Source organism: Burkholderia sp. 9120 (assembly GCF_000745015.1).
In the GTDB taxonomy this organism is placed as follows: domain Bacteria; phylum Pseudomonadota; class Gammaproteobacteria; order Burkholderiales; family Burkholderiaceae; genus Paraburkholderia.
The window spans coordinates 5,797,952-5,817,814 of sequence record NZ_JQNA01000002.1 but is presented as its reverse complement, the minus strand read 5'-3'; the positions used below and the strand labels follow the sequence as shown (position 1 = coordinate 5,817,814).

The window sequence follows — 19,863 nt, the reverse complement described above, 5'->3', positions numbered from 1 at the left end:
GCGTTCCGCCGCTGGCCGATCTGGTGATGTCGACTCCGTGGCCAACCGGCGTATGCCCGCGGCACCCCGCTAGTCGAGTGCTAATCGGGCGGCAACACCAACGCTCCACACCCCGTATCCGTGACAAACGTCGCCAGCAGTTTCGCCGGATGAACCGGATCGGGATTCTCGGCAAACACATGAAGCGTGCCCGGCGGCTCGAACCACGTCTGTCCCACGGCGTAATTGATCGCCGCTCCGCCACCTAGTTGCGAGCGCACCGTTCCTTGCAGCACGACGGCCGTCACCGACCCCGGATGACGATGCGCCGGCGTGAACGCGAGCGGCGGATACTCAACGGTGATCATCGTGATTGATTTGCCCGGCGCATTGGGCAGCGCCTCGCATGACAACACCTTGATAATCGACGCCGGCCGGCTCGCTGCATTGGCATTCGCATTCGTGTTCGGCGAGCCGTTGGACAGTAGTGGACCGCTGCCTTGGGTACCGCCACAAAGCGTAGCGAACCAGTTGAACGCCGAGCGAGGCGCCGCCGGACCGAGCGACAGCACGGCCACCGCGAGCGCGGCAAACAGCGCGGGTTTGCCGGCCGTCAGATTCGACCGATTCGACAGACACGACAGCATGCGCGCGTTCATACACGTGCCACCCGACACAGGCTTGCTCGCCAGCGCAACTCACGTTTTGCCTTCACGCTGGTGACTTCCGCGTCGTCTTGCGCGATGTTGTACACACCCGCAGCGCCTTGTTGAAGCGCCAGCAAGGCCGCGTACGCAGCAGCCTCGACGTGTAGCGGGCTCGAACCCTTCGGCGCGTCTGCTCCAGTGCCAGGGCCGTAGATCTGTCCATATCGCAGCACCGTGCCATTCAACGACGCGGCTTCCAAAACCTGCTGCTCCAACGCCACGACGCCACGCACGCTGATACCGCGCGCGCCTTCCGCGTCGACGTCGAGCGGTGACGTTTCGTCGTACGGCGTAGCGCCTGGCCGATACGCCCACGCAATACTTTGCGCGATCAACCGGTTGCTGCCGGCCGCGATGGCGGCGGCAATCAGGTTGCGTGTGCCCTCGTCGCGTATCCGCGCGTTGTTCCGCACGGCCTCGGCCATCCGGGCAGGATCGAGTCCCGCAGGCAGATCCGTGAGTTGATGAATCACACTATGCGGCGCGATGGAACGTAGTGCATCCCGCAGCGCACTCGCGTCGAATACATCGACGACAACCGGCACGACGCCTGCCGCTTCGAGTTGTTTCGCGCGCTCCGCACGCCGCGTGCTGCCGAAAACCTTGTAGCCCGCCTCGATCAGCAGCGGCGTGAGCGCGGCGCCAATCGCGCCGGTTGCGCCCGCAACAAATATTTTGTGTGCCATTCCTCTTCTCTCCCGTAAGCGATAGCGAACGTCCGCGACGGCATGCCGTGCTTCCGATGAAGAGCAGAATAGGGCTGTTAATGGTCGCAAAAAAGGTCCATTATCGAGAAAATAACTAAGCCAATTTGACGGAGAAACCGGTGCGACGGGCAGAACAGATTGAACTCGCCTTAGCGCCGCGACCCGACGGCGTGTCGCGGCAGCGCTGGCTCTATGACGAACTGCGCGCCGCGATTCTGAGCGGCCGCTTGCCGCCGGGCGCGCGGCTGCCTTCCACACGCGATCTCGCGGCGCGCTTCGAGCTGTCGCGCGGAACCGTGTTGGGTGCGTTCGCGCAACTCGACGCGGAAGGGTATCTGGCAGGCGCGGTAGGGCGTGGCAGTTTCGTCGCGGCTGAATTGCCGGATCGGCGCATCGACAGTGGCGATCGAGGCGAACCTACGTCGATCAAGAAGCGCGACGGCCGCTCATCGGTACGTGAACGCAAAAGCAACAGCAACAGCAACAGCAAAAGCAAAGACGACGAGAGCGGCGCGCAGCGACCAGCCGTGGTGCTCTCCAACCGCGGACGCCTGCTCGCCCGCAGCGCCTTCCAACTCAGCGGCCGCTCGATCCCGGCACGCGCTTTCCGCGCGAGCCAGCCGGACCTCGACGCGTTTCCGTTCGATCTCTGGGCGCGCATTGCGGCCAAACGCGCGCGCCGCACCCGGCGTGATCTGCTCGGCGATGGCGAAGCACAAGGCTACCGGCCGCTACGTGAAGCGATCGCCGGCTATGTGGGCATGTCGCGCGGCATCGCGTGTTCGGCGGATCACGTCGTGATGCTCGGCAGCGTTCAGCAGGCGATCGATCTCTCCGCGCGTCTGCTGCTCGATCCGGGCGACGCCGCGTGGATCGAAGATCCCGGCTACGTTGGCGCGCGCTTCGTGCTCGAGGCAGCGGGCGCGCGCGTGATCGGCGTGCCGGTCGACCCCAGCGGCCTCGATGTGGAATGGGCCCGCCGACACGCGCCCGACGCGCGCCTCGCATTCGTGACGGCCGGGCGGCAAGCGCCGATGGGGCCACCGCTCGCGCTCGAACGCCGGTTGTCGTTGCTCGAATGGGCGCGTGAACGTGGCGCGGTCATCATTGAAGACGACTACGACAGCGAATACCGTTTCGCGGGCAATCCGCTGGCGGCGTTGAAGAGCCTCGACGACGACGGCCACGTGATCTACTGCGGCACGTTCAGCAAGCTACTGTTTCCCGCGCTGCGAACCGCGTATGCGATCGTGCCCGACCGCCTCGTCGGGCCGTTCGTGGCCGCGTTGTCGTTGACCGCACGGCATGTGCCGCTGGATCAGCAATCGGTGCTGCACGAGTTCATCGCCGATGGCCATTTTGGCCGGCATATCCGGCGCATGCGCGTGCTTTACGGCGAGCGCGCTGAAGCGTTGACGGCCAACGTGACGCGATATCTTGCCGGCTTGCTGGAGGTGCCGCCGATCATTGCCGGACTCGACGCGCCGGCCTTCTTGCCGCGCGACACCGACGACAACGAAGTAGTGCGCCGCGCGGCGCTCGAAGGCATCGAAACGCGGGCGCTGTCGCGCCACGCGGTCGACCGACCAGCGCCGGCGGGGCTGGTCCTTGGGTTTGCGTCGGTCGGCGTCGACGATATCGCGTCAGGGGTGATCGCGTTGGCGCGCGCGCTGTCGTGATGCAAAGCCAGGCCGTGCGTCATTCATCGCGATGGTTCATGACGACACACTCGAGATTGCCGGCGTTGGCGGCGGCCGCCATCGCCTCAGGCAACGCATTCAACGGATAGACGAGCGCGCGTAGCGGCGCAATGTCGAGCAGTCCGCTGCGGATCAGGTCCAGCAGACGCCGGTAGGCATCGCGTGGATACATGAACTGACCGAGGATCTCCCAGCCGTTCAACATCACTTCGGTGTACGGCACCGGCAACGGCACGTTCATGCTACCCATCACGACAAGGCGGCCGCCTCTCGACAGACTGCGCAGCGCGGCGAGCGTCATGTTCGGATCGCCCGCGTTGCCGACCATGTCGAACGCGAGTTGTGCACCGCCGCCGCAGACGCGGCGAATCGCGTCGCGGTCCGCGTCGACGTCGCCGGTTGCCGCGACTGTCGTGACGCGCCCCGCAGGGGCGAGTTGCGCGACGGCTTCGAGCGCACGCGGATTGCGCCCGAGCGCTACGACGCGTGCCGCGCCCATCGCCAGGGCGACCATGATCGCCGCTGTGCCGTAGGCGCCCGTCGCGCCCGAGACGACCACGGTCTCGCCGGCAGCGAGCCTACCGCGCAACAGTCCACCGAATGGCACGATGCAGCGCGTCGTCATGGCGAGCTGGATGGCGCTCAGTGGCGCCAGGTCGTCCGCGGGCGTCACGGCGCTGGCGGGAAACGACGCGTACTCGGCCAGCGTGCCATCCGGCCAGTCCGACTGCAGCGGGCCCGAGTCGGCACTGATGGCCGTGATGCCGAGCAGCATCTCCGCGGGCGTCGCGACGTTCTCCTGCGCAACGAAATGGGACGACAACACCACCCGTTGACCGGGCTTCAGATGCCAGACGTCCGGGCCCACTGCGTGAACGAAACCGATACCGTTGCCGCCGGGAATGAACGGACGATCCGGCGTGTGATAGATCGATAGCTTGCCGTCCACGTAGTCTTTCATATACGACAGCAATGACGACGTTTCGACGCGCACCACGACGCCACCCGCGCGCGGTTCGGGAATGGGCAGGTCGATCAGGCTGAGTGTTCCACCGAGACGTTCGAGTTGCCAGGCTTTCATGCGAGTGCTCCTTGATGAGGTTCAGGTAACGACACGGATGGCGTCGTGAAAGTGAGCTCATGATCGCGCTGGCCTTCGTTGCTGGCTATAATCAAAACGGTCTGATTCTTATTCGATCGTACATTTATGGATGCTCTATCCGACGTACTCTCGATGCTGCGCGTGAGCAGTATCCTGACATCGCGATTCGAGGGACGAGGCGCATGGAGCTTCCGGTTCCCTTCGTATCAGCACATCAAATTCGGCGGCATGCTCGAAGGGCGCTCCTTTCTGTGGATCGAAGGGAGTGCGGAGCCGGTTGTGCTCGAACGCGGCGACTTCTACATGCTCACCGACGGTCAGCCGTTCTATTCCGCCAGCGACCCAAACCGACCCGCGCTCGAAGGTCCCACCGCGTTTCAGCCGATTCGCAGCAGCAATGGCGTGGTGCGTTTTCAGGGCGAGGGCGATAACGAAAGCGTTAGTCTCGCGAGCGGTCGCTTCACGTTCGAGAACGACGTCAGCGATCTGTTGCTGCGACACTTGCCGCCGCTGATTCATCTGCGCGCGTCGGACGTCGGCACGCATGCGTTATCGCGTGTGCTCGATCTGCTCAACTGGGAGACGGACGACTTGCATGTCGGTGCGGACGTGGCGCGCAGCGGTCTGGCGGCGCTCGTGCTGGTTCACGTGTTGCGCGCTTATCTGGCGTCGGCGCGCGAGCCCGAAGGTTGGCTCGGCGCGCTGGCCGATCCGAAGATAGGCGGCGCGCTGTCGATGATGCATGCGCAGCCCGGCGAGCGCTGGACGGTGGAGAGTCTGGCGTCGGCGGTCGGGATGTCGCGAACGGCATTCGCGCAGCGGTTTCGGAGTCAGGTGGGGACTGCGCCGGTCGAATATCTCGCGCAGTGGCGTATGACGATCGCGCGTTCCGCGCTCAAGCATTCCGACGAATCGTTGACGGGGATCGCTTCACGAATCGGCTACCAGTCGGATACGGCTTTTAGTATCGCGTTCAAGCGGTACACGGGGGTGAGTCCGGGGAGATTTCGGGTGAATGCGCAGTCGGCGGAGGGGCGGGTGGGAGAGTCGGCGCTGGAACACTAAGAGCTTTTCCGACCTAATAACACGGCAACAATGTATTGGACGCACGCAACGCGCCGCTGCATCCTTCCGGCATGAGTTCGAACCCGTAGGTTGACGGTACGGAACGTGAGGAAGGAAAACAATGACAAACGAGAGACTGGCCGGGATTGGCTATGGATTGATTGCGGCCGTGATCTGGGGAGGGTTTCCAGTCGTGACGCGTCTTGGCGTCACGCATTCGACGCTGGATTCCTATGACATCGTTTTCGTCCGTTTCATCGTTTCCGGCATTCTGCTATTACCGGTATTGCTACGAGGCAAGCTCAACGGACTCGGCCTTGTCCCCGCACTGGTGATGGTCGTCGGCGTGGGCGCGCCTTATATCCTGCTAGTCGCTACTGGGGTGAGCCGCGCGCCGGTCGGCTATTTCGCGCTGACGCCCGGCAGCATGATTGCATTCACGGCCATTCTCGGCAGGTTCGTGATCAAGGACACGCTTTCCACCGCACAGAAAATCGGCATTCTGACCGTATTGTTCGGCATGGGCATGGCCGCGTTCGATGTACTGTCCAACACGGGCGGCGCGTTTTCCATCACGCTATTCGTTTTGGGCGGACTGCTCTGGGCGATCTATAACGTCACCACGAAGCGATATGCCGTCAGCGCAATTCGCGCGACGGCAATCGTATCGGTCGGCTCGGCGCTTTTCTATAGTCCGTTCTATGTGTTGAGCCGGGGTTTATCGCCGCTCCTGCATGCGCCGATCGCCGCCGTCGCTATTCAGGCGGTTTATCAAGGTGTGCTGGTGTCGATACTGGGGCTGTACTTCTTCAGCAAAGCCGTCTCGATCCTGGGACCGGCTATTGGCGCGACGTTCGCCGCGCTGGTGCCGCTCCTCGCCACGATTGAGGCCGCACTACTGTTGAAAGAGCAGCCTCATTCGCTCACGCTGGCTGGTATTGCGGTCGTGACGATAGGGATGGTCGCGAGTCTCGTCAAACGTTGGGATCGCCCGCCACGAGCGGCGTCGGTTTAATGCGTTGCTTTTTGCTTGCCGTACTCGGTGCGGTGTAGTTGGCAGAGAAGTTATCGAGTGCAGCGGGAAGTTCTCTTTCCAGCACGGTCATGATGGTGCGTGTTCTTGACGGAATAGGGCGCGCGCACAGCGCATTCAATTCAAAACCCGGCACGGTATATCGAGGTAGCAGCCGAATCAAACGACCGCTCTCAATTGCCTCGGCGCAGACGGGTTCCTGAAGCACCCCGATACCCGCACCCGCCAACAACAACTCGTAAACCGGCCGCCAATGGCTCACGCTAAGCGCCGGCGAAACCGGCGCGGAGATCAGTGCCTTCTGTTCATCGAACAGCCTCAGCATGCCGTCGCCGAACAGACCCATCACGCGAATGAATGGATGCGCGATCAGTTCATCGGGATGATCCGGCAGGCCGCATCGTTCTAGATAGGCAGGGGCCGCCACCAGTACACGCCGAACATGTCCCAGTGGACGAGCGATAAAACTCCCTTCGCCCAGTTGTCCCAGCCGCAACGAAATATCCACGCCCTCGGTGACGGGGTCGACCATCTGGTCGTTCAATATCAGATCGATGTTGAGTTGCGGATGCTGCTCACGAATACCCAGCAAAATGCGCGGCAATACGATTTCGCCGAGACCTTGCGGCGCCGCGATACGTAACACGCCACGCAGCCTGGGATCCTGTTGCGACACGGCGGCGCAGGCTTCGTCGGCTGCGTCGATCACCTGCTTGCAGCGTTCGTAAAAGAGCTTGCCCTCATCCGTGCACGAGACGACGCGGGTGCTACGGCGAAGCAGCTTGACGCCGAGATGTCGCTCCAGCCGTTCAATACGTTCGCTAACGGCAGGCTGGCCAATGTCGAGGTCGCGCGCGGCCCTCGACATATTGCCGCGTTCCACTACCCGCACATAGATTCGCATTGCCGCCAGTAGGTCCATGCGCCGTATCGTATCAGTTCCACCGATAGCTGTTATCGGCTGCGGAGACCTACCGGCAGGGTGAGTGTGAACGTTACCGTTGCGGGCATCGAGTCATTGCCCACGGAGCGCGAATGTCCCTGTCCAGATCGAAACTCAACCTCAAGCTTCTCGGCCCGTGTCTGCTCGCCATCGCGATCGATGCGATGGGATTCGGCCTCGTCTATCCGATGATGTCGGCGATATTCAACGATCCGCAGGCCGGTATTCTGGCGACCGATGCTACGCCGCAGCTCCGCAACTTTTACCTCGGGCTGGGTTACGGCATTTATCCGTTCTTTATGTTCTTCGGCTCGTCGCTGATGGGCAATTTATCGGATGGGTATGGCCGACGGAAGATCCTGTTGTTGTGCATTGCCGGGCTATCGGCCAGCTACTTTCTCATGGCGCTCGGTGTGTTTCAGGCTAGCGTCTGGTTGCTGCTCGTTGGGCGCGGTTTGAGCGGTCTGATGGCGGGCTGCCAGGGCATTGCGCAAGCGGCGATCACCGACATGAGTACGCCCGACAACAAGGCTTACAACATGAGCATCATGTCGCTGGCGTTTAGCGCCGGTGTGATCGTTGGCCCGGTGCTGGGCGGCGTCACGTCGGATCGAACCATCGCGCCGATATTCAACTATGGAACCCCCTTCCTGCTGGTCGGCGCACTATCGGCCGCGTGCGCAATCTGGACCGCATGCTCGTATCGCGACACGGCGCAGGCAGTGGGCGCGACCCGCATCGATCTGTTGCTGCCGCTGCGTATCGTCTATCAGGCGGCAATGCACAAAGAGGTGGCGTTTCTGTCGGTCGTCTTCTTTCTGATGCAGGTGGGGTATGGGCTGTATTTGCAGACCATCATGCTGTTGCTGCAAACGAAATTCCACTATTCGAGCTCGCAACTCGGCCTGTTCAGCGGCTTGATCGGTGTGTGCTTCGTTTTGGGTCTGCTGTTCGTCGTGCGGCTCATGCTCCGGGTCTGGGGCGTGGTCGACATTGCAAAGACCGGCTTATTGATCGCCGGCGTGTGTCAGATCCTGTCCGCGCTATTTCCGCAGGAGATCGTGTTGTGGTGTCTCGCCACGCTAGTCGGCTGTTTCGACATGGTGGCGTACACAACGATGTACACCGCTTACTCCGACGCCGTCAGCGAACAACGGCAAGGCTGGGCACTCGGTATTGCCGGGTCGGTAATGGCGGTGGCGTGGGTGGTCACCGGGCTGCTGACGAATTTGCTGCCGCTGTTCGGAGAGACCGGCCTGCTTCTTGTCGGCGGCGTGAGCTTTGTGATCAGCTTCCTGATGATGAGCGCTTACTGCCGCCGCTCAAGTACGGCGCGCCGTGCGGGCGCCAGCCTTTAATTTCCGCAAGCTCTTTGCACGGCGCCGCGCGCGGCTGCCGCCTTTACAGCGGAGGACGCTCCAGTTCCAGCCAGCGCTGCACCGACGGACGTTGCCACTGCCGCGTAGCGTAGTCGGCCAATTTCTCGGGCACTGCGTCGCCGTTCAGCACGAGGCGATTCAGCATCAACGCAAGATCCAGATCGGCAATGCACCACTCGCCGAACAGATTCGGTGAATCGCTGGAGAGCAACGTCTCGGCCAAGGAGAACAACTTTTGAGCGGCGGCATTGGCCGAAGCGGACAGCGGCGCGCCCGGCGCGCGATAGAACACGACCTCCGTGGAGCGCTCCTGTCGGATCGGCATCAGATCACTGCGAAGCCACGCCTGTACCTGGCGCGCTCGCGCTTTGTGAATACGCGCTTGCGGATAGACGGGCGTTTCGGGAAACGCCTCGTCGAGATATTCAGTGATCGCCGACGACTCCGACAGAGCGAATTCGCCATGTATCAATGTGGGAACGCGCTGCGTCAATGATTGGGCGGCATAGCCCGCTTCATGATTCGCGTTATTGGCGAGATCGATCGTGGAAAGCTCGAACGGCAAACGCTTCTCGTGAAGCGTTACGAAAACCGACATGGCATAAGGGCTGATAAATTGCGCGTCGGTGTAAAGATGAAGAAGACCTTCTGGCAAAACACTCTCCTTGGGCGTTGAATGGAGCTGTTACCGGTAGAACACGTAGTCGGCAAGATAGGGCGAGCTTCCGATCTGATGCTCCGTCGAACACGATGCTTGTGGCGCCAAGCCGCCGACAGTGTGCAGACGTTGCACGTAGCGGACATCCGCAAGTGTGCCGCTGGCGCCCGTGCCATGCGTTTCAAGCAGCAGTTGGGGAATGCTTGCCGGCGTTTCGCTCGGTTGCTGTGCAAGCACATGACCCACGATTTTGCTGCCGTCTTCCGCTTCCCACGATGGGCCCGCGCCGTGACGAACCGCCGCATGACCACTCGTATCGAACAGCATGGCTTGCGGACTCTTGAACACCCATCCCAGACGATGCTGCGCGTCGAACTCGCACGAATAGTTCTGCACGCCGGCCGCGGCCAATGTCATGGCTCGCGTACCTTGCGGCGGCGTAATGGAGGTATTGGCATTGGAAGAACTGGAGGAAGAGCTGACGGGAGCGGACGGTGGTGTCGCGCACGCGGCTAACACAGATAGCATGGCGATTGCCAGGGACGGCTTCAGGAAACGCTGGAACATGGGTCTCACCTTGATGACGGGATGACGTGCAACGCGGAAGGACGGCCTGGCGGAGAAGCGGCCAGGCGAATTCGATAGTCCAGATAGTACGCGATGACAGGATATCCGCGTTGAGCGCGTGCTGTGCCACGAGTCTGCGCGACTCGAGTTCTTCAAGGTCGAGGGGCCGACCGACGGCTGATGACCAGCGTGCCGGTGCGGCTGAATTCTCAATGCCGCGAATGTGCGGCGTTACGTCTCTATGTCGATACTGATCTCCCAGCGGAAATAACCGCGCACCTTCTCATCGTTGCCGACCACGATGAAATCCGCCGCACACGTCGTGCTACCTGTCGCCAGTACTTCGCTGCGCCAGTAATGCCCGCCAATCTGCTGGGTTTTCGGCTGCAGCAGGTCGTCCGGATTCGGTACGGACAGCGTTGCATGGTGTGCCACGGCCTCCAGCGGAGTAATAACGCCCTCATCCGCCAAAGCGAAACGGTAAAAGACAACGCTTTCTTCGGCTCTCAACGACATCGCGCTCTCGCGCAGATGCAACTCATCTCCCGCGCTGAGTCTGGCCGCTATCCGGCTGTCGTTACGACCGATCTGTTGCGCGTCGCCGGCGTTCATCACATAGACGTGCCGGCCGTCGATCGGCGTGGGCGCGTCGGCATCGAGGCTGGCGTCGGGATGCGCTGCGAGCAGCGCGGCGGCGTCGACGATGACGAGGACATCGTCATGCTGAGCTGGCATGGGCACTCTCCGGCGTGACAAGAGAAGAAAGCGGGCGATCGCCGTGCAGCAATCGCCCGCCCGTCAGCATCAGTTGTGGATCGAGATAAACGGATCCCACGAGAAGCAGCCGTTGGACTGGCAATTACGGTCGATAATCTGGAAGTTGAAGTGGTAAGTCACGCGGCCCTCCTTCAGCATTTCCGACGACCAGTAATAGTTCGCCACCTTCTGGCAAGTCGGCGTGGCCGGCGAGCTCGTGTTCGGCACCGGAATCGAGGCTTCCGCCATGCGCGGCGTCGGCGTCGAGATCAGCTCGTTGCCCACGTTGCCGATGAAGCGATAGAAAATCGCCTGCGTCTCGAAGCCCAGCGAGAGGCTCGTTTCGCGCCACCGGATCAGATCGCCCACCTGTGCCTTGATGTCGAGTTCGCCGCCTGCCTGGCCCGAGATCACGTTGTCCTGATTGGTGATCATATAGACATAGCGCGCATCGATCTGCGTCGGAGCGTTAGGGTTCTTACTGGGGTTCGGGTACTTCTGCAGAATCGTCGCTGTATCGAATGAGACGAGCACATCGGTCACGCGTGACATAGGAACTCCTAATTAATGTAGAGGGTCTTGCCGCAGCACGAACTTGCATCGCACGGCCGCCAGTGCATGAAAATCATGCGTACCGGGACGTTGTCGCGGCAGGGTCCGGGCGAACCGCAGTCGAAATATAGGTCGCACCTGCCGGGCTACGTAGCTGCCAAAATAGAGAGGTACGCGAGAAGCGGAAAAGGCCTATGGGAAATCTCTCGCATATTCAACATAACGGCGTCGCCATGTTTGAAACCGGTGTTCACTGGTCCAGAGATTTATCTTTCAGGCGATCACACGATCAGGCGACGACGGCACCCGATAGGCCCGCGAGCGTTTCCATCTTTCGTTTTCGTTACGCGCTGATGCGGCTCAGCCGTTTGAGACCTGCACTTCGCGCCGCGTAGGTTCATTTCGCGACATGCAGGCGCCGCTCGTCGCAACGCGATGGCGTGAGACCGGTATGTTCGCGAAGATGGCGTCACAGCAGGTTTAATCCACAGATAGCGGGACGCCAACATGCCATCGACGAACTTTCCGTGTACCACGCGACGAACAAGATTCGTCGGTATGGCGGGAAATGTGATAAGCATCGACCTGTTATCTGAGTTATTGATCAACCCCCGGATTCGATACTGCGCAATGAACCTACTTCCGACCCCACCCCGATGGCTGCTGCGAACGCTTCGGGTGACGATTCCGACCACCGTCGGCAGCGCGTGGCTGTACAGCACGATCTACGAGGAGTCGTTCATGAAAGATCTGATGTACGCCTTTCTCGTCGTGTCGTTCACTCAGGCGCTGATTGTCGCGGGACGTCACGGGCTGTCCTACTGGCTGCGTAAGCGCTTTCCCGAGAACCTCGACGCGAAGCGGAACTGGCCGGGCTGGGGATTGATGGCGCCGTGGATCGTCGGTTCGCTGATCGTGGGGTACTTTGCGGGCGTCGCTCTCGGCGATCTGCTCACGGGCACGCATCGCGAGCCTCTGATCATCGCGGCGGACACGCGCATGGTTCTTCTCAGCATTGTCGTGGCACTGGTCCCGGCCATCGGCATTAACTACTTTCTTTATGCACGTGCTCGCATGGCTGCCATGGAAACCCGTACACAAGCGGCACTGCGCACAGCGGCGGAAAATCGCCTGAAGTTGCTGGAGTCGCAGCTCGAGCCGCATATGTTGTTCAACACGCTGGCTAATCTGCGTGTGCTGATCGGCCACGACGCACCGCGTGCGCAAGGCATGCTCGATCATTTGATCGCTTATTTGCGGGCTACGCTCGAGGCGTCGCGTACCGGACTGCATCCGCTTTCAACCGAATTCGAGCGCATTGCCGACTACCTCGCGTTGATGCAGATCCGGATGGGCTCAAGGCTGCAAATACGGCTTGAACTGCCGGCGGAACTCGCCACGCTGCCATTGCCGCCATTGCTCCTGCAACCGTTGGTCGAAAATGCGATCAAGCACGGATTGGAGCCGAAGGTGAAAGGCGGCCGGGTCGAAGTAACGGCCATGCTTGAAGGTGGGTTGCTGATACTCACCGTGCGCGACACCGGAGTTGGACTCGACGCGCTGCCGGAGCACGGTGCCCGCTTCGGTTTGCAACAGGTCCGCGAGCGCCTCGAAGCACTCTACGGCCACGCCGGCCACATCGAACTGATTCCCGCAACGGACAAGGAAGGGGGCGCTCTCGTGACCGTCACGCTTCCGTATCAACGGTAAAACCATCATGAAGACGACAGCTTTGATTGCGGAAGACGAGGCGTTGCTGGCCGCCAACCTGCAAGCCGAATTGCTCAGGCTGTGGCCTGATCTGGAGATCGTCGCCAGTGTCGGCGACGGCGAAACGGCGACGGAGCAGGCGCTAAGTTTGCAGCCGGATATTCTGTTCCTCGATATCCGCATGCCGGGTATGACGGGTTTGGAGTGCGCCGAGGCGCTGACCGAAGACTGGCCCGACGACGGCAAGCACTTTCCGCTGATCGTGTTCGTGACCGCCTACGACCAATATGCGCTGCAGGCATTCGAACGCTCGGCCTTTGATTATGTGCTGAAGCCGGTGCAGACCGAGCGCCTCGCCAAAACCTGCGCACGTCTGCAGGAGCGCCTGCAAGACCGCCAACCGCCACAAGCGGCGGTCGCTTCGCTGAATACCGTTGTCGATCAGATGCGCGAACTGCTGGCCGGCGGTCAACCGGAACCGTCGCGCAGAATGCCGGCCGCTGCGCCGCTGCGAGTGATTCAGGCGAGCGCCGGGAATACGATCACGATGGTCCCGATCGACGACATTCTCTTCTTCGAAGCTGCCGATAAATACATTCGTGTCGTGACCGCTGAACGCGAGCATCTGATCCGCGTGTCGTTGCGCGAACTGTTGCCGCAACTCGATCCGCAGCGATTCTGGCAGATCCACCGTGGCGCCGTGGTGCGCTGCGAGGCTATCGAGACCGCCCAGCGGGACGAGGCGGGGAAATTGACGCTAACCCTGCGCGGCAATCCGACCCGGCTGATCGTTAGCCGCCTGTACGCCCACCTGTTCAGGGGAATGTAAGGTTCGGGTCATTTCGTCGGCAAGAAAATAATTGGAATAAGCAGCGATTCGATGTGTTTGCCCTTGTATGGACGGCGGCAAACACAAGCGCCGCGAACGAAGGCACCAGGGCAGAGACGGTGCCTTCGCCTCGCAAGCAGTACGCAGCGGTAAGCGGGCGAGGAGGTATTTTCAAGCACGCAGATAGGACTCTTCAATCTCAAACTAGTTAGGCATCCAGATGAAAGCAAAACTCTTTATCGTTCTCGCGCTGGTCTTTGCTGCTTCGGCCGGCGTCATGACGCAAGCTTCCGCGAAGGAAGTCGCCCACACAAAAACGCAGCAGTGTGTCGGCCCCGCAGGTTACTGCACGCCGTACTTCGGTAGCTAACGTATCAACTTCATTAGGGCAATCGTTGCCCTCTAATTCACCAAGTCATAAAGGAAACTGAATCATGAAAAACGTTCTCGTTTGTTTCGCTCTCGCCGCTGGCGCATTGGCTACCCCTGTTCTCAGCTTCGCACAATCGAATGCGCCGGTGACGCGCGCTGAAGTGCGCGCCGACCTGGTACGTGTCGAACAGGCTGGCTACAACCCGTCAACGAGCGACGACGCCACCTACCCCGCCGACATTCAGGCAGCCGAAGCGAAGGTTGCCGCGCAAGACCCGCAGCAAGCGACGCAATCGTCGTATGGCGGTGTGGCTCAGAACGGCAGCTCGTCGTCCGGCCGTCCGGTACATACGACGATGAACGCGGGTTGTGTCGGGCCGGTCAGCTACTGCAATCTGTACTTCGGTAGCTGAATAGTGCGCACACAGGATCCTGCGACGTAGCCCGGATAAGCAACCTGGGTAAGCAGGATCCCACAATGGGTCATTCGCTACGCCGTTACGTAGTTCCAAAGCTTCGACCCAAGTTATCTCGCATAACATTCGTCAGACATATAAAGATCCTGTATCGACTGCCGATATAGCGACTGACAAAGCGGATGTCGGCCGGACGTCCTCTATCCCATACCAGGAAATAAGGCCCGCTCGATATGACCACGTTGTCGCCGTTGAATGCACTGCCAGCACTTACAGTGACGCCGTTATCGAATGCGACCGCTAGCGTGGCCTCCGTGAGCGCGACGGCTTCGCAGGAATCGGTCATGACCTCCGCGTCGACCATCGTGACGATCCCGTCGATGATTGGCGTCGATGCACCCGTGGTCTATACGCCAGAGGGCAAACTCGCGAACGCTGCGTCAACGGTCACATGGGCTCAAAACAGCTCGGATGCCGTGACCTTGGCGATGGCGGGCAATGACATGTCGCAGTCCATTTCCGGTCAGTTCTATGGCTTAGGCAGTGCGCTGCTGGATCGCTTCAAGACGACGGGCAGCGACTTCTCGCAATCGGTCAATGTCGCGTCGACAGGCGGGATCGCTGGCCTGGATCAATCGACACAGGGTCCGCAAGGCGATATCAAACTGACGGTTAAGACCGCAAGCGGCGTCGAAGTGGATATCGCACTGGATAGCGGCGGCGGCACACTCGCGGTCAGCATGCACAGCAGCGGCAAGCTCAGCGATGCCGAGCGCAGCGCATTGGCCAAAATGGCCGATGGTTTTCAGCAGGCTATCAACGGCCTGAGCGCCGTACCGCCCACGATCGACCTTAGTGGTTTGATGGACACGGACCCGTCGGTGTTGTCATCGGTGAAGTTGCAGTTCAATGTCACCAACGACGGGCCAAACAATCTGGCGGTCGATTTCTCTACCAGCAGCACCGCCAGAACCCTGAGTATCTCGGGCGCGGCGGGCAAGATGAACGTCGACGTCGATACCAGCAATTCCGCGCTGTGGGGCTCGGACGCGCAGCGCAGCCAGGCCATTGCAAGCTATCTGAAGCAGATCGACAATGCCACCGCACGCGGTCACGGCAACGCGGCGTTGATGAGCATGTTCAAAGACGCGTTCTCGCAAATGAACAGCAGTGACGGAACACCGTCGCAACAACTCGCCGGCACGGCCTACGCGCCCTGGCTCGCGCAGTCGGACCACGCGATGCTGACAGGCCTCGCCGATTTCAGCGCTTCGGTTACCGAAACGCCGGTGTCGTCAAATCGGTTCCGTTTGGGCGAGGTCGATGCATTCGCGTATCAGCTATCGCAAAGCACCAGCAGCGAAGGCAATTTTCTGAAGGGCACGATCTCGCAAACTCAGCAATCGCATCTGAGCGCGAGCTATCACCAGGCGCTCGCGGGAACCGGTGCGCCGGTGCTCAACACGTCGAAGACCTCGCAGAACTATGACTACATGCAGATCAACGACGACGCCGATAGCACCACCCAGATCGCCACTGAAAAGGGCAAATTGCTGAGTGCGTCATTGAATCAGTCGTCGAGTCAATCGACGCGTCAATCCGAATACGTGCGGGGCGTTCTGGTTTCGGATGTGACCACACCTTCCAGTTCATCGCAGTCGAAAGATCTGCTGGCGCTGTTGAAGCCGCTATTCGAAAACGGCCAGGCGGAACGAAATAGCGACGCGTGGCAGCAGGCTTTAGCCGGCATCCACAGCATGGTTCTGCTGGGCGCGACGACGTCGTAAATTACGCTTGAAAAATAACGGGCGTGTGTGACAAATTCAAGTCAGTACATGGCCGCCGCGACGAACGCGCATTCCTGCTAACGCGCCGCGCGCTCAACGCTGCCGGTGTTGAATGGTGTGCTCTCCCTTTTTGCCTTCGATCGGACACTTTTCCGACACGCGTGTGTCGTAAGGTTCTACGTTTGCAACGGATATCGTTGCCTGCCAGATTCCCGACCGATCAGTTTGAAAGAGGCGCACATGCCGGCAAAACGCGAGTCGAAGAAGAGCGAAACGAAAGACAGCGGCAAGAAAGCGAAGCGAAAGGAGGCGCGCGAAGGCAAGGCGGCGGCTGCCGTGCCTGTGCCTCAGCCGGGCAATGCCGATGCATCCTCCGTCGCGCTGCGCGAGCGCGCGCTGACGCATCCCGTGTTCGCGCAGCCGCAACCGACCGCCGACCCGACTGTGTTCCGCGTTTCTCATCCATCGGACGACGCGGCGTACAAAGAGATCGATAAACTCAACGCCGAGCACAAGCTCTTTCCGCTGCCGTTTCCCGCGCCGCGCGGTGGCGTCGAACCGCAACTGTCGCTCGCCGAGGTGTTTGGCGGTAATACCGGCGCGGTCGATACCGTAACGGCGTCGGGACAGCTCGTCTTTCACGCACTCGGTGATTGCGGCAACACAACGGGACCGGCCACGCAGAATGAAGTCGCCGACAAGATGACGGCCGACTTCGCCGAGCCGAACGCTGCGGAAATCCCGCAGTTCGCGCTGTTACTCGGCGATGTGGTCTACAGCTTCGGCGAGAGCAAGTACTACTACGATCAGTTTTACGAGCCCTATCGAAACTATCCCGCACCGATTCTGGCATGCGCGGGCAATCACGACGGCATGGTCTCGCCCGAGGCGCATGCAAAGAGTCTCGCGGCATTTCTGCGCAACTTCTGCGCGGAAGACTTCGTTGTGACGCCGGAGGCCGGTGGTCTGTCGCGTACCGCGCAGATTCAGCCCGGCGTGTTCTTTACGTTCGAGGCGCCGTTCGTGCGCGTGCTGGTGATCTACAGCAATACGCTCGAAGACCCGGGTGTGATTTCGGATCCGCACATTGGGCGCAGTCAGCTCGACTACCTCGACGCCGCGCTCAAACGCGTGAAAGCGGAAAAATTCACGGGTGCGTTGTTGATTGCCGATCATCATCCGCCCTATTGCGCGGGCGGCCACGGCTCGAGTACCGCGATGCTGCAACAGATCGATGAGGTCTGTGAAGCCAATGGCGTTTGGCCGCATGCGTTTCTTTCCGGGCATGCGCATAACTATCAGCGCTTCACACGGACCCGTCGCGCGGATGGCACGCAGATTCCCTATATTGTGTGCGGTAACGGGGGCCATGGCCTGATCAAACTGGCGCCGAGTGGCACTGCACCGATTCGCGCGCCGCAGGTTTTGCAGGCGGCATCGGCGAAAAACGACGTGGTGGTGCTCGAGAATTACGATGACACCAACTACGGTTATCTGCGGCTCGTCGTTACCGCTTCACAACTGCGCATTGAATACCATTCGGCGTCGGACGGCCTTACCGCGAAAGCGCCGAACGACTACGTCGCGGTCGACCTCGGCGAGCGCAAGATCGCGCATTTCGTCGCGGTGGATATGGGCCGCCCGGGCGCCGCGAAAGCGGCCCGCGCGATGCTGAAGCGCTGAAGCATGGGTGCTCGTAGCCGGCCGCGCCGGATCGCTCGCGTAATAAACGCTGTTCATCCAATGGCGTTGCCACGGACGCTCTCTTGACGAAGCCGCTCGCATTCGGTGTGACCGTACTTCTGGCCATAGTGGGCGTCGTGTTTGCGATTGGTGCGCCGTTCCTGCTGGGTGTTCATGCGACGTTGGCCGGACTTCAGTCGGCGTCGACCCGTTTGATCGTTATGCTGGCCGCGAGCGCATTCGTGAGTGCCGCCGCCAAGGCCGGCAAACAGCAGTTGATGCAAACGGCTCTGGGTCTTCGCATACGATTCCGGCGCACGCTCGCCATTACCTTTATTACCGACGCGGCGTTTCTCAGTTCTCCGTTCGGCGCAGCGGGATATGGCGTAAATCTCGGCCTGTTGCAACGCGCTGGCGCTTCGTGGACGCAGGCCACTACCGTAGTGAGTGGCGATCAGGCGCTCGACCTCGCGTTCTTCACCGTCGCGGTGCCCGTTTCGTTCGTGTCGTGCATTGGCCTGATTGCCGGGTTGATTACGCCGAAGTCCTTGCATATCGTGGCGGGCGCATCGATCGGGGCTATTGCGGTGGCCTGCGTAATCTGGACGTGCCGGCGAAAACTCGCGGAGAGTGCGGGCGGCGCGATCAGGCGTGTTGGTATGCCGAGCTGGCCGCCTGCGCGATGGACGGCTTTCGTCGCCAATGTGCGCGATGAATGGCGGCATCTGCTATCGGGGTCGCGCTGGCGGCTCGGTGCCTTGCTTCTTCTGACAACGACGCAATGGCTGCTGCGTTACGGCGCATTGTGGTTCATTCTGCTCGAACAGGGTTATTCGTTGCCGCCGGGTTTCGTTGTGGCCGTTCAGGCGCTGGTTTTGCACGCGGCGCTGTGGACCGGTATTCCGGCCGGTGGAGGTGGCGGCGACCTCGGTCTCGCCGCCGCATTCGGCGCGTGGGTGCCGCATGCCGCGGTTGGGGCTGCACTCATACTGTGGCGTTTCGCGACGCTGTTCTGTCCTCTCGTGCTGGGCGCCATCGGCATGCTTGCCCTGGCGCTGGCACGTGTTAATAGACGGAGTTGAACGTCACGCGGCGTTTCGGAGAAGCGGCATGCCGTAGAGAATCCGCAGACTACTGCGAACTATCCGGCGTTCCTTTCATGCGTGTCGCGAAAGAAGCTCGTCCGTGGCGAATTCGCAGTTGTAGCAATCGAACCGTCTGCGTGATCAATGCGAGCGGATAAACCGCTTTCAGCAGGTCGGCGATCATTCGCCATTCGGCGCGAACACCACGCCAGTAGCCGAGTTTTTCGGTCTTGCGGGCCTGGGTCACATGAGGCCAGTGCGTCACCGCGATTCGCAGACGCCGCTCTATGATCAGGCGGTTCATGAATACTTCGATGCCGAAGCGTGGGAGCGCCTGAATCTGTTCGAGGGCCGCATGCAGCAACGCCTTTTTAACGACACGTTCCCCTGAAACGAAATCGAGCCCGATAGCGCGAAACAGCGTCAGGCTGTTTTGCCGCAGGCTGATGCTGACATCCGCACGCCCTTTGAGCACGGGCGCCGCCAGTGCGCTGATATGCTCGGCGGCGAGGCCTTTCAGATCGGCGTCGAGCAGCATGAGCAGGTCGCCTTGCGCCGCGGCGATACCGTCCACCATTGCCGCGCTCTTGCCGCCATTCACGCCGCGCATGATCAGACGCACAGAGGGAAACTGTTTGACGATATCCGCCGTGCCGTCGTCGGAACCGTCGTCGACGACAATGACTTCGCCCAACGCAGGATGGACCGCGGCCACGGCGAGTACCTTTGCAATCCGTGGCGCTTCGTTATACGCGCAGATGACGCATGAAATGAACTGGGAATTGTAAGGGGACGGGCTGGCTGTCATAGTAGGGCAGAAGCCGCACCTCGAT

Annotated in this window: 21 protein-coding genes; 12 read left to right on the top strand and 9 right to left on the bottom strand. The window is 61.0% G+C overall.

Features of this window, described 5'->3' with window-relative positions; all coding sequences use genetic code 11:
* Nucleotides 1-80: 80 nt before the first annotated feature.
* Entirely contained in the window at nt 81-638 is a 558-nt protein-coding gene (locus tag FA94_RS33850) for a cupin domain-containing protein (RefSeq protein ID WP_231585097.1), read from the bottom strand.
* The gene (locus FA94_RS33845; RefSeq protein WP_035560019.1) at nt 635-1,372 is read right to left on the bottom strand and encodes an NAD-dependent epimerase/dehydratase family protein; all 738 of its coding nucleotides are present in this window, start codon (nt 1,370-1,372) and stop codon (nt 635-637) included. The genes FA94_RS33850 and FA94_RS33845 overlap by 4 nt, the downstream gene beginning before the upstream one ends.
* 140 nt (nt 1,373-1,512) lie before the next feature.
* Between FA94_RS33845 and pdxR the strand changes: the two genes are divergently transcribed.
* Nucleotides 1,513-3,072, top strand: a complete 1,560-nt coding sequence (pdxR, locus tag FA94_RS33840; protein WP_035563900.1) for a MocR-like pyridoxine biosynthesis transcription factor PdxR — start codon at nt 1,513-1,515, stop codon at nt 3,070-3,072.
* A gap of 19 nt (nt 3,073-3,091) precedes the next feature.
* Here the strand turns inward: pdxR and FA94_RS33835 are convergent, their stop codons facing one another.
* Nucleotides 3,092-4,174, bottom strand: a complete 1,083-nt coding sequence (locus tag FA94_RS33835; RefSeq protein WP_035560016.1) for a zinc-binding dehydrogenase — start codon at nt 4,172-4,174, stop codon at nt 3,092-3,094.
* Between the two features lie 126 nt (nt 4,175-4,300).
* Here FA94_RS33835 and FA94_RS33830 point away from each other — a divergent pair, with 126 nt between their 5' ends.
* Nucleotides 4,301-5,260, top strand: coding sequence for an AraC family transcriptional regulator (locus FA94_RS33830; RefSeq protein WP_035560013.1), 960 nt, complete (start codon nt 4,301-4,303; stop codon nt 5,258-5,260).
* 121 nt (nt 5,261-5,381) lie between these two features.
* The gene (locus tag FA94_RS33825) at nt 5,382-6,275 is read left to right on the top strand and encodes a DMT family transporter (protein WP_035560011.1); all 894 of its coding nucleotides are present in this window, start codon (nt 5,382-5,384) and stop codon (nt 6,273-6,275) included.
* Here the strand turns inward: FA94_RS33825 and FA94_RS33820 are convergent.
* Nucleotides 6,235-7,215, bottom strand: coding sequence for a LysR family transcriptional regulator (locus FA94_RS33820; protein ID WP_051981053.1), 981 nt, complete (start codon nt 7,213-7,215; stop codon nt 6,235-6,237). The genes FA94_RS33825 and FA94_RS33820 overlap by 41 nt on opposite strands.
* 113 nt (nt 7,216-7,328) lie before the next feature.
* Here FA94_RS33820 and FA94_RS33815 point away from each other — a divergent pair, with 113 nt between their 5' ends.
* The gene (locus FA94_RS33815; RefSeq protein WP_035560008.1) at nt 7,329-8,594 is read left to right on the top strand and encodes an MFS transporter; all 1,266 of its coding nucleotides are present in this window, start codon (nt 7,329-7,331) and stop codon (nt 8,592-8,594) included.
* Between the two features lie 43 nt (nt 8,595-8,637).
* On the opposite strand, the gene yfcF is transcribed toward FA94_RS33815, so the two are convergent.
* Nucleotides 8,638-9,270, bottom strand: coding sequence for a glutathione transferase (gene yfcF, locus FA94_RS33810; protein ID WP_035560005.1), 633 nt, complete (start codon nt 9,268-9,270; stop codon nt 8,638-8,640).
* Nucleotides 9,271-9,300: 30 nt separating this feature from the next.
* Nucleotides 9,301-9,717: a DUF3455 domain-containing protein gene (locus FA94_RS33805; RefSeq protein ID WP_502690853.1), complete on the bottom strand. Its 417-nt coding sequence runs from the start codon at nt 9,715-9,717 to the stop codon at nt 9,301-9,303.
* Between FA94_RS33805 and FA94_RS40035 the strand changes: the two genes are divergently transcribed.
* Nucleotides 9,689-9,865 (top strand): hypothetical protein, encoded by a 177-nt coding sequence (locus tag FA94_RS40035; protein ID WP_502690854.1) that lies wholly within the window; start codon nt 9,689-9,691, stop codon nt 9,863-9,865. The two genes, FA94_RS33805 and FA94_RS40035, sit on opposite strands and share 29 nt — an antisense overlap.
* A gap of 206 nt (nt 9,866-10,071) precedes the next feature.
* Here the strand turns inward: FA94_RS40035 and FA94_RS33800 are convergent, their stop codons facing one another.
* A complete protein-coding gene (locus tag FA94_RS33800) occupies nt 10,072-10,575 on the bottom strand; it encodes an AidA/PixA family protein (protein WP_051981051.1) in 504 nt (167 codons plus the stop codon).
* Between the two features lie 69 nt (nt 10,576-10,644).
* Entirely contained in the window at nt 10,645-11,148 is a 504-nt protein-coding gene (locus FA94_RS33795) for an inclusion body family protein (protein WP_035559998.1), read from the bottom strand.
* 630 nt (nt 11,149-11,778) lie between these two features.
* On the opposite strand from FA94_RS33795, the gene FA94_RS33790 reads away from it, so the two are divergent.
* From FA94_RS33790 to FA94_RS33765, 7 genes are all read left to right on the top strand, one after another.
* Nucleotides 11,779-12,858 (top strand): sensor histidine kinase, encoded by a 1,080-nt coding sequence (locus tag FA94_RS33790; protein ID WP_035559996.1) that lies wholly within the window; start codon nt 11,779-11,781, stop codon nt 12,856-12,858.
* A gap of 7 nt (nt 12,859-12,865) precedes the next feature.
* Nucleotides 12,866-13,687, top strand: a complete 822-nt coding sequence (locus FA94_RS33785; protein WP_035559993.1) for a LytR/AlgR family response regulator transcription factor — start codon at nt 12,866-12,868, stop codon at nt 13,685-13,687.
* Nucleotides 13,688-13,907: 220 nt separating this feature from the next.
* A complete protein-coding gene (locus FA94_RS38955; RefSeq protein WP_156126767.1) occupies nt 13,908-14,057 on the top strand; it encodes a hypothetical protein in 150 nt (49 codons plus the stop codon).
* Between the two features lie 64 nt (nt 14,058-14,121).
* Nucleotides 14,122-14,472 (top strand): DUF4148 domain-containing protein, encoded by a 351-nt coding sequence (locus tag FA94_RS33780; RefSeq protein WP_035559992.1) that lies wholly within the window; start codon nt 14,122-14,124, stop codon nt 14,470-14,472.
* Nucleotides 14,473-14,819: 347 nt separating this feature from the next.
* Complete coding sequence (locus FA94_RS33775; RefSeq protein ID WP_231585096.1) at nt 14,820-16,262, top strand: hypothetical protein; 1,443 nt, start codon at nt 14,820-14,822, stop codon at nt 16,260-16,262.
* Between the two features lie 240 nt (nt 16,263-16,502).
* The gene (locus FA94_RS33770; protein ID WP_035559990.1) at nt 16,503-17,945 is read left to right on the top strand and encodes a metallophosphoesterase family protein; all 1,443 of its coding nucleotides are present in this window, start codon (nt 16,503-16,505) and stop codon (nt 17,943-17,945) included.
* Nucleotides 17,946-18,028: 83 nt separating this feature from the next.
* Nucleotides 18,029-19,027, top strand: a complete 999-nt coding sequence (locus tag FA94_RS33765; RefSeq protein WP_035559987.1) for a flippase-like domain-containing protein — start codon at nt 18,029-18,031, stop codon at nt 19,025-19,027.
* Between the two features lie 49 nt (nt 19,028-19,076).
* On the opposite strand, the gene FA94_RS33760 is transcribed toward FA94_RS33765, so the two are convergent.
* The gene (locus FA94_RS33760; RefSeq protein ID WP_051981047.1) at nt 19,077-19,838 is read right to left on the bottom strand and encodes a glycosyltransferase family 2 protein; all 762 of its coding nucleotides are present in this window, start codon (nt 19,836-19,838) and stop codon (nt 19,077-19,079) included.
* Between the last annotated feature and the right edge of the window lie 25 nt (nt 19,839-19,863).

Excerpts from the sequence above, each read along its gene's own strand:
- FA94_RS33850 (WP_231585097.1), bottom strand. The coding sequence starts at position 638 with ATGAACGCGCGCATGCTGTCGTGTCTGTCGAATCGGTCGAATCTGACG.
- FA94_RS33845 (WP_035560019.1), bottom strand. The coding sequence starts at position 1,372 with ATGGCACACAAAATATTTGTTGCGGGCGCAACCGGCGCGATTGGCGCC.
- FA94_RS33835 (WP_035560016.1), bottom strand. The coding sequence starts at position 4,174 with ATGAAAGCCTGGCAACTCGAACGTCTCGGTGGAACACTCAGCCTGATC.
- FA94_RS33830 (WP_035560013.1), top strand. The coding sequence starts at position 4,301 with ATGGATGCTCTATCCGACGTACTCTCGATGCTGCGCGTGAGCAGTATC.
- FA94_RS33825 (WP_035560011.1), top strand. The coding sequence starts at position 5,382 with ATGACAAACGAGAGACTGGCCGGGATTGGCTATGGATTGATTGCGGCC.
- FA94_RS33820 (WP_051981053.1), bottom strand. The coding sequence starts at position 7,215 with ATGGACCTACTGGCGGCAATGCGAATCTATGTGCGGGTAGTGGAACGC.
- FA94_RS33815 (WP_035560008.1), top strand. The coding sequence starts at position 7,329 with ATGTCCCTGTCCAGATCGAAACTCAACCTCAAGCTTCTCGGCCCGTGT.
- FA94_RS40035 (WP_502690854.1), top strand. The coding sequence starts at position 9,689 with ATGGCTCGCGTACCTTGCGGCGGCGTAATGGAGGTATTGGCATTGGAA.
- FA94_RS33800 (WP_051981051.1), bottom strand. The coding sequence starts at position 10,575 with ATGCCAGCTCAGCATGACGATGTCCTCGTCATCGTCGACGCCGCCGCG.
- FA94_RS33795 (WP_035559998.1), bottom strand. The coding sequence starts at position 11,148 with ATGTCACGCGTGACCGATGTGCTCGTCTCATTCGATACAGCGACGATT.
- FA94_RS33790 (WP_035559996.1), top strand. The coding sequence starts at position 11,779 with ATGAACCTACTTCCGACCCCACCCCGATGGCTGCTGCGAACGCTTCGG.
- FA94_RS33785 (WP_035559993.1), top strand. The coding sequence starts at position 12,866 with ATGAAGACGACAGCTTTGATTGCGGAAGACGAGGCGTTGCTGGCCGCC.
- FA94_RS38955 (WP_156126767.1), top strand. The coding sequence starts at position 13,908 with ATGAAAGCAAAACTCTTTATCGTTCTCGCGCTGGTCTTTGCTGCTTCG.
- FA94_RS33780 (WP_035559992.1), top strand. The coding sequence starts at position 14,122 with ATGAAAAACGTTCTCGTTTGTTTCGCTCTCGCCGCTGGCGCATTGGCT.
- FA94_RS33775 (WP_231585096.1), top strand. The coding sequence starts at position 14,820 with ATGACCTCCGCGTCGACCATCGTGACGATCCCGTCGATGATTGGCGTC.
- FA94_RS33770 (WP_035559990.1), top strand. The coding sequence starts at position 16,503 with ATGCCGGCAAAACGCGAGTCGAAGAAGAGCGAAACGAAAGACAGCGGC.
- FA94_RS33760 (WP_051981047.1), bottom strand. The coding sequence starts at position 19,838 with ATGACAGCCAGCCCGTCCCCTTACAATTCCCAGTTCATTTCATGCGTC.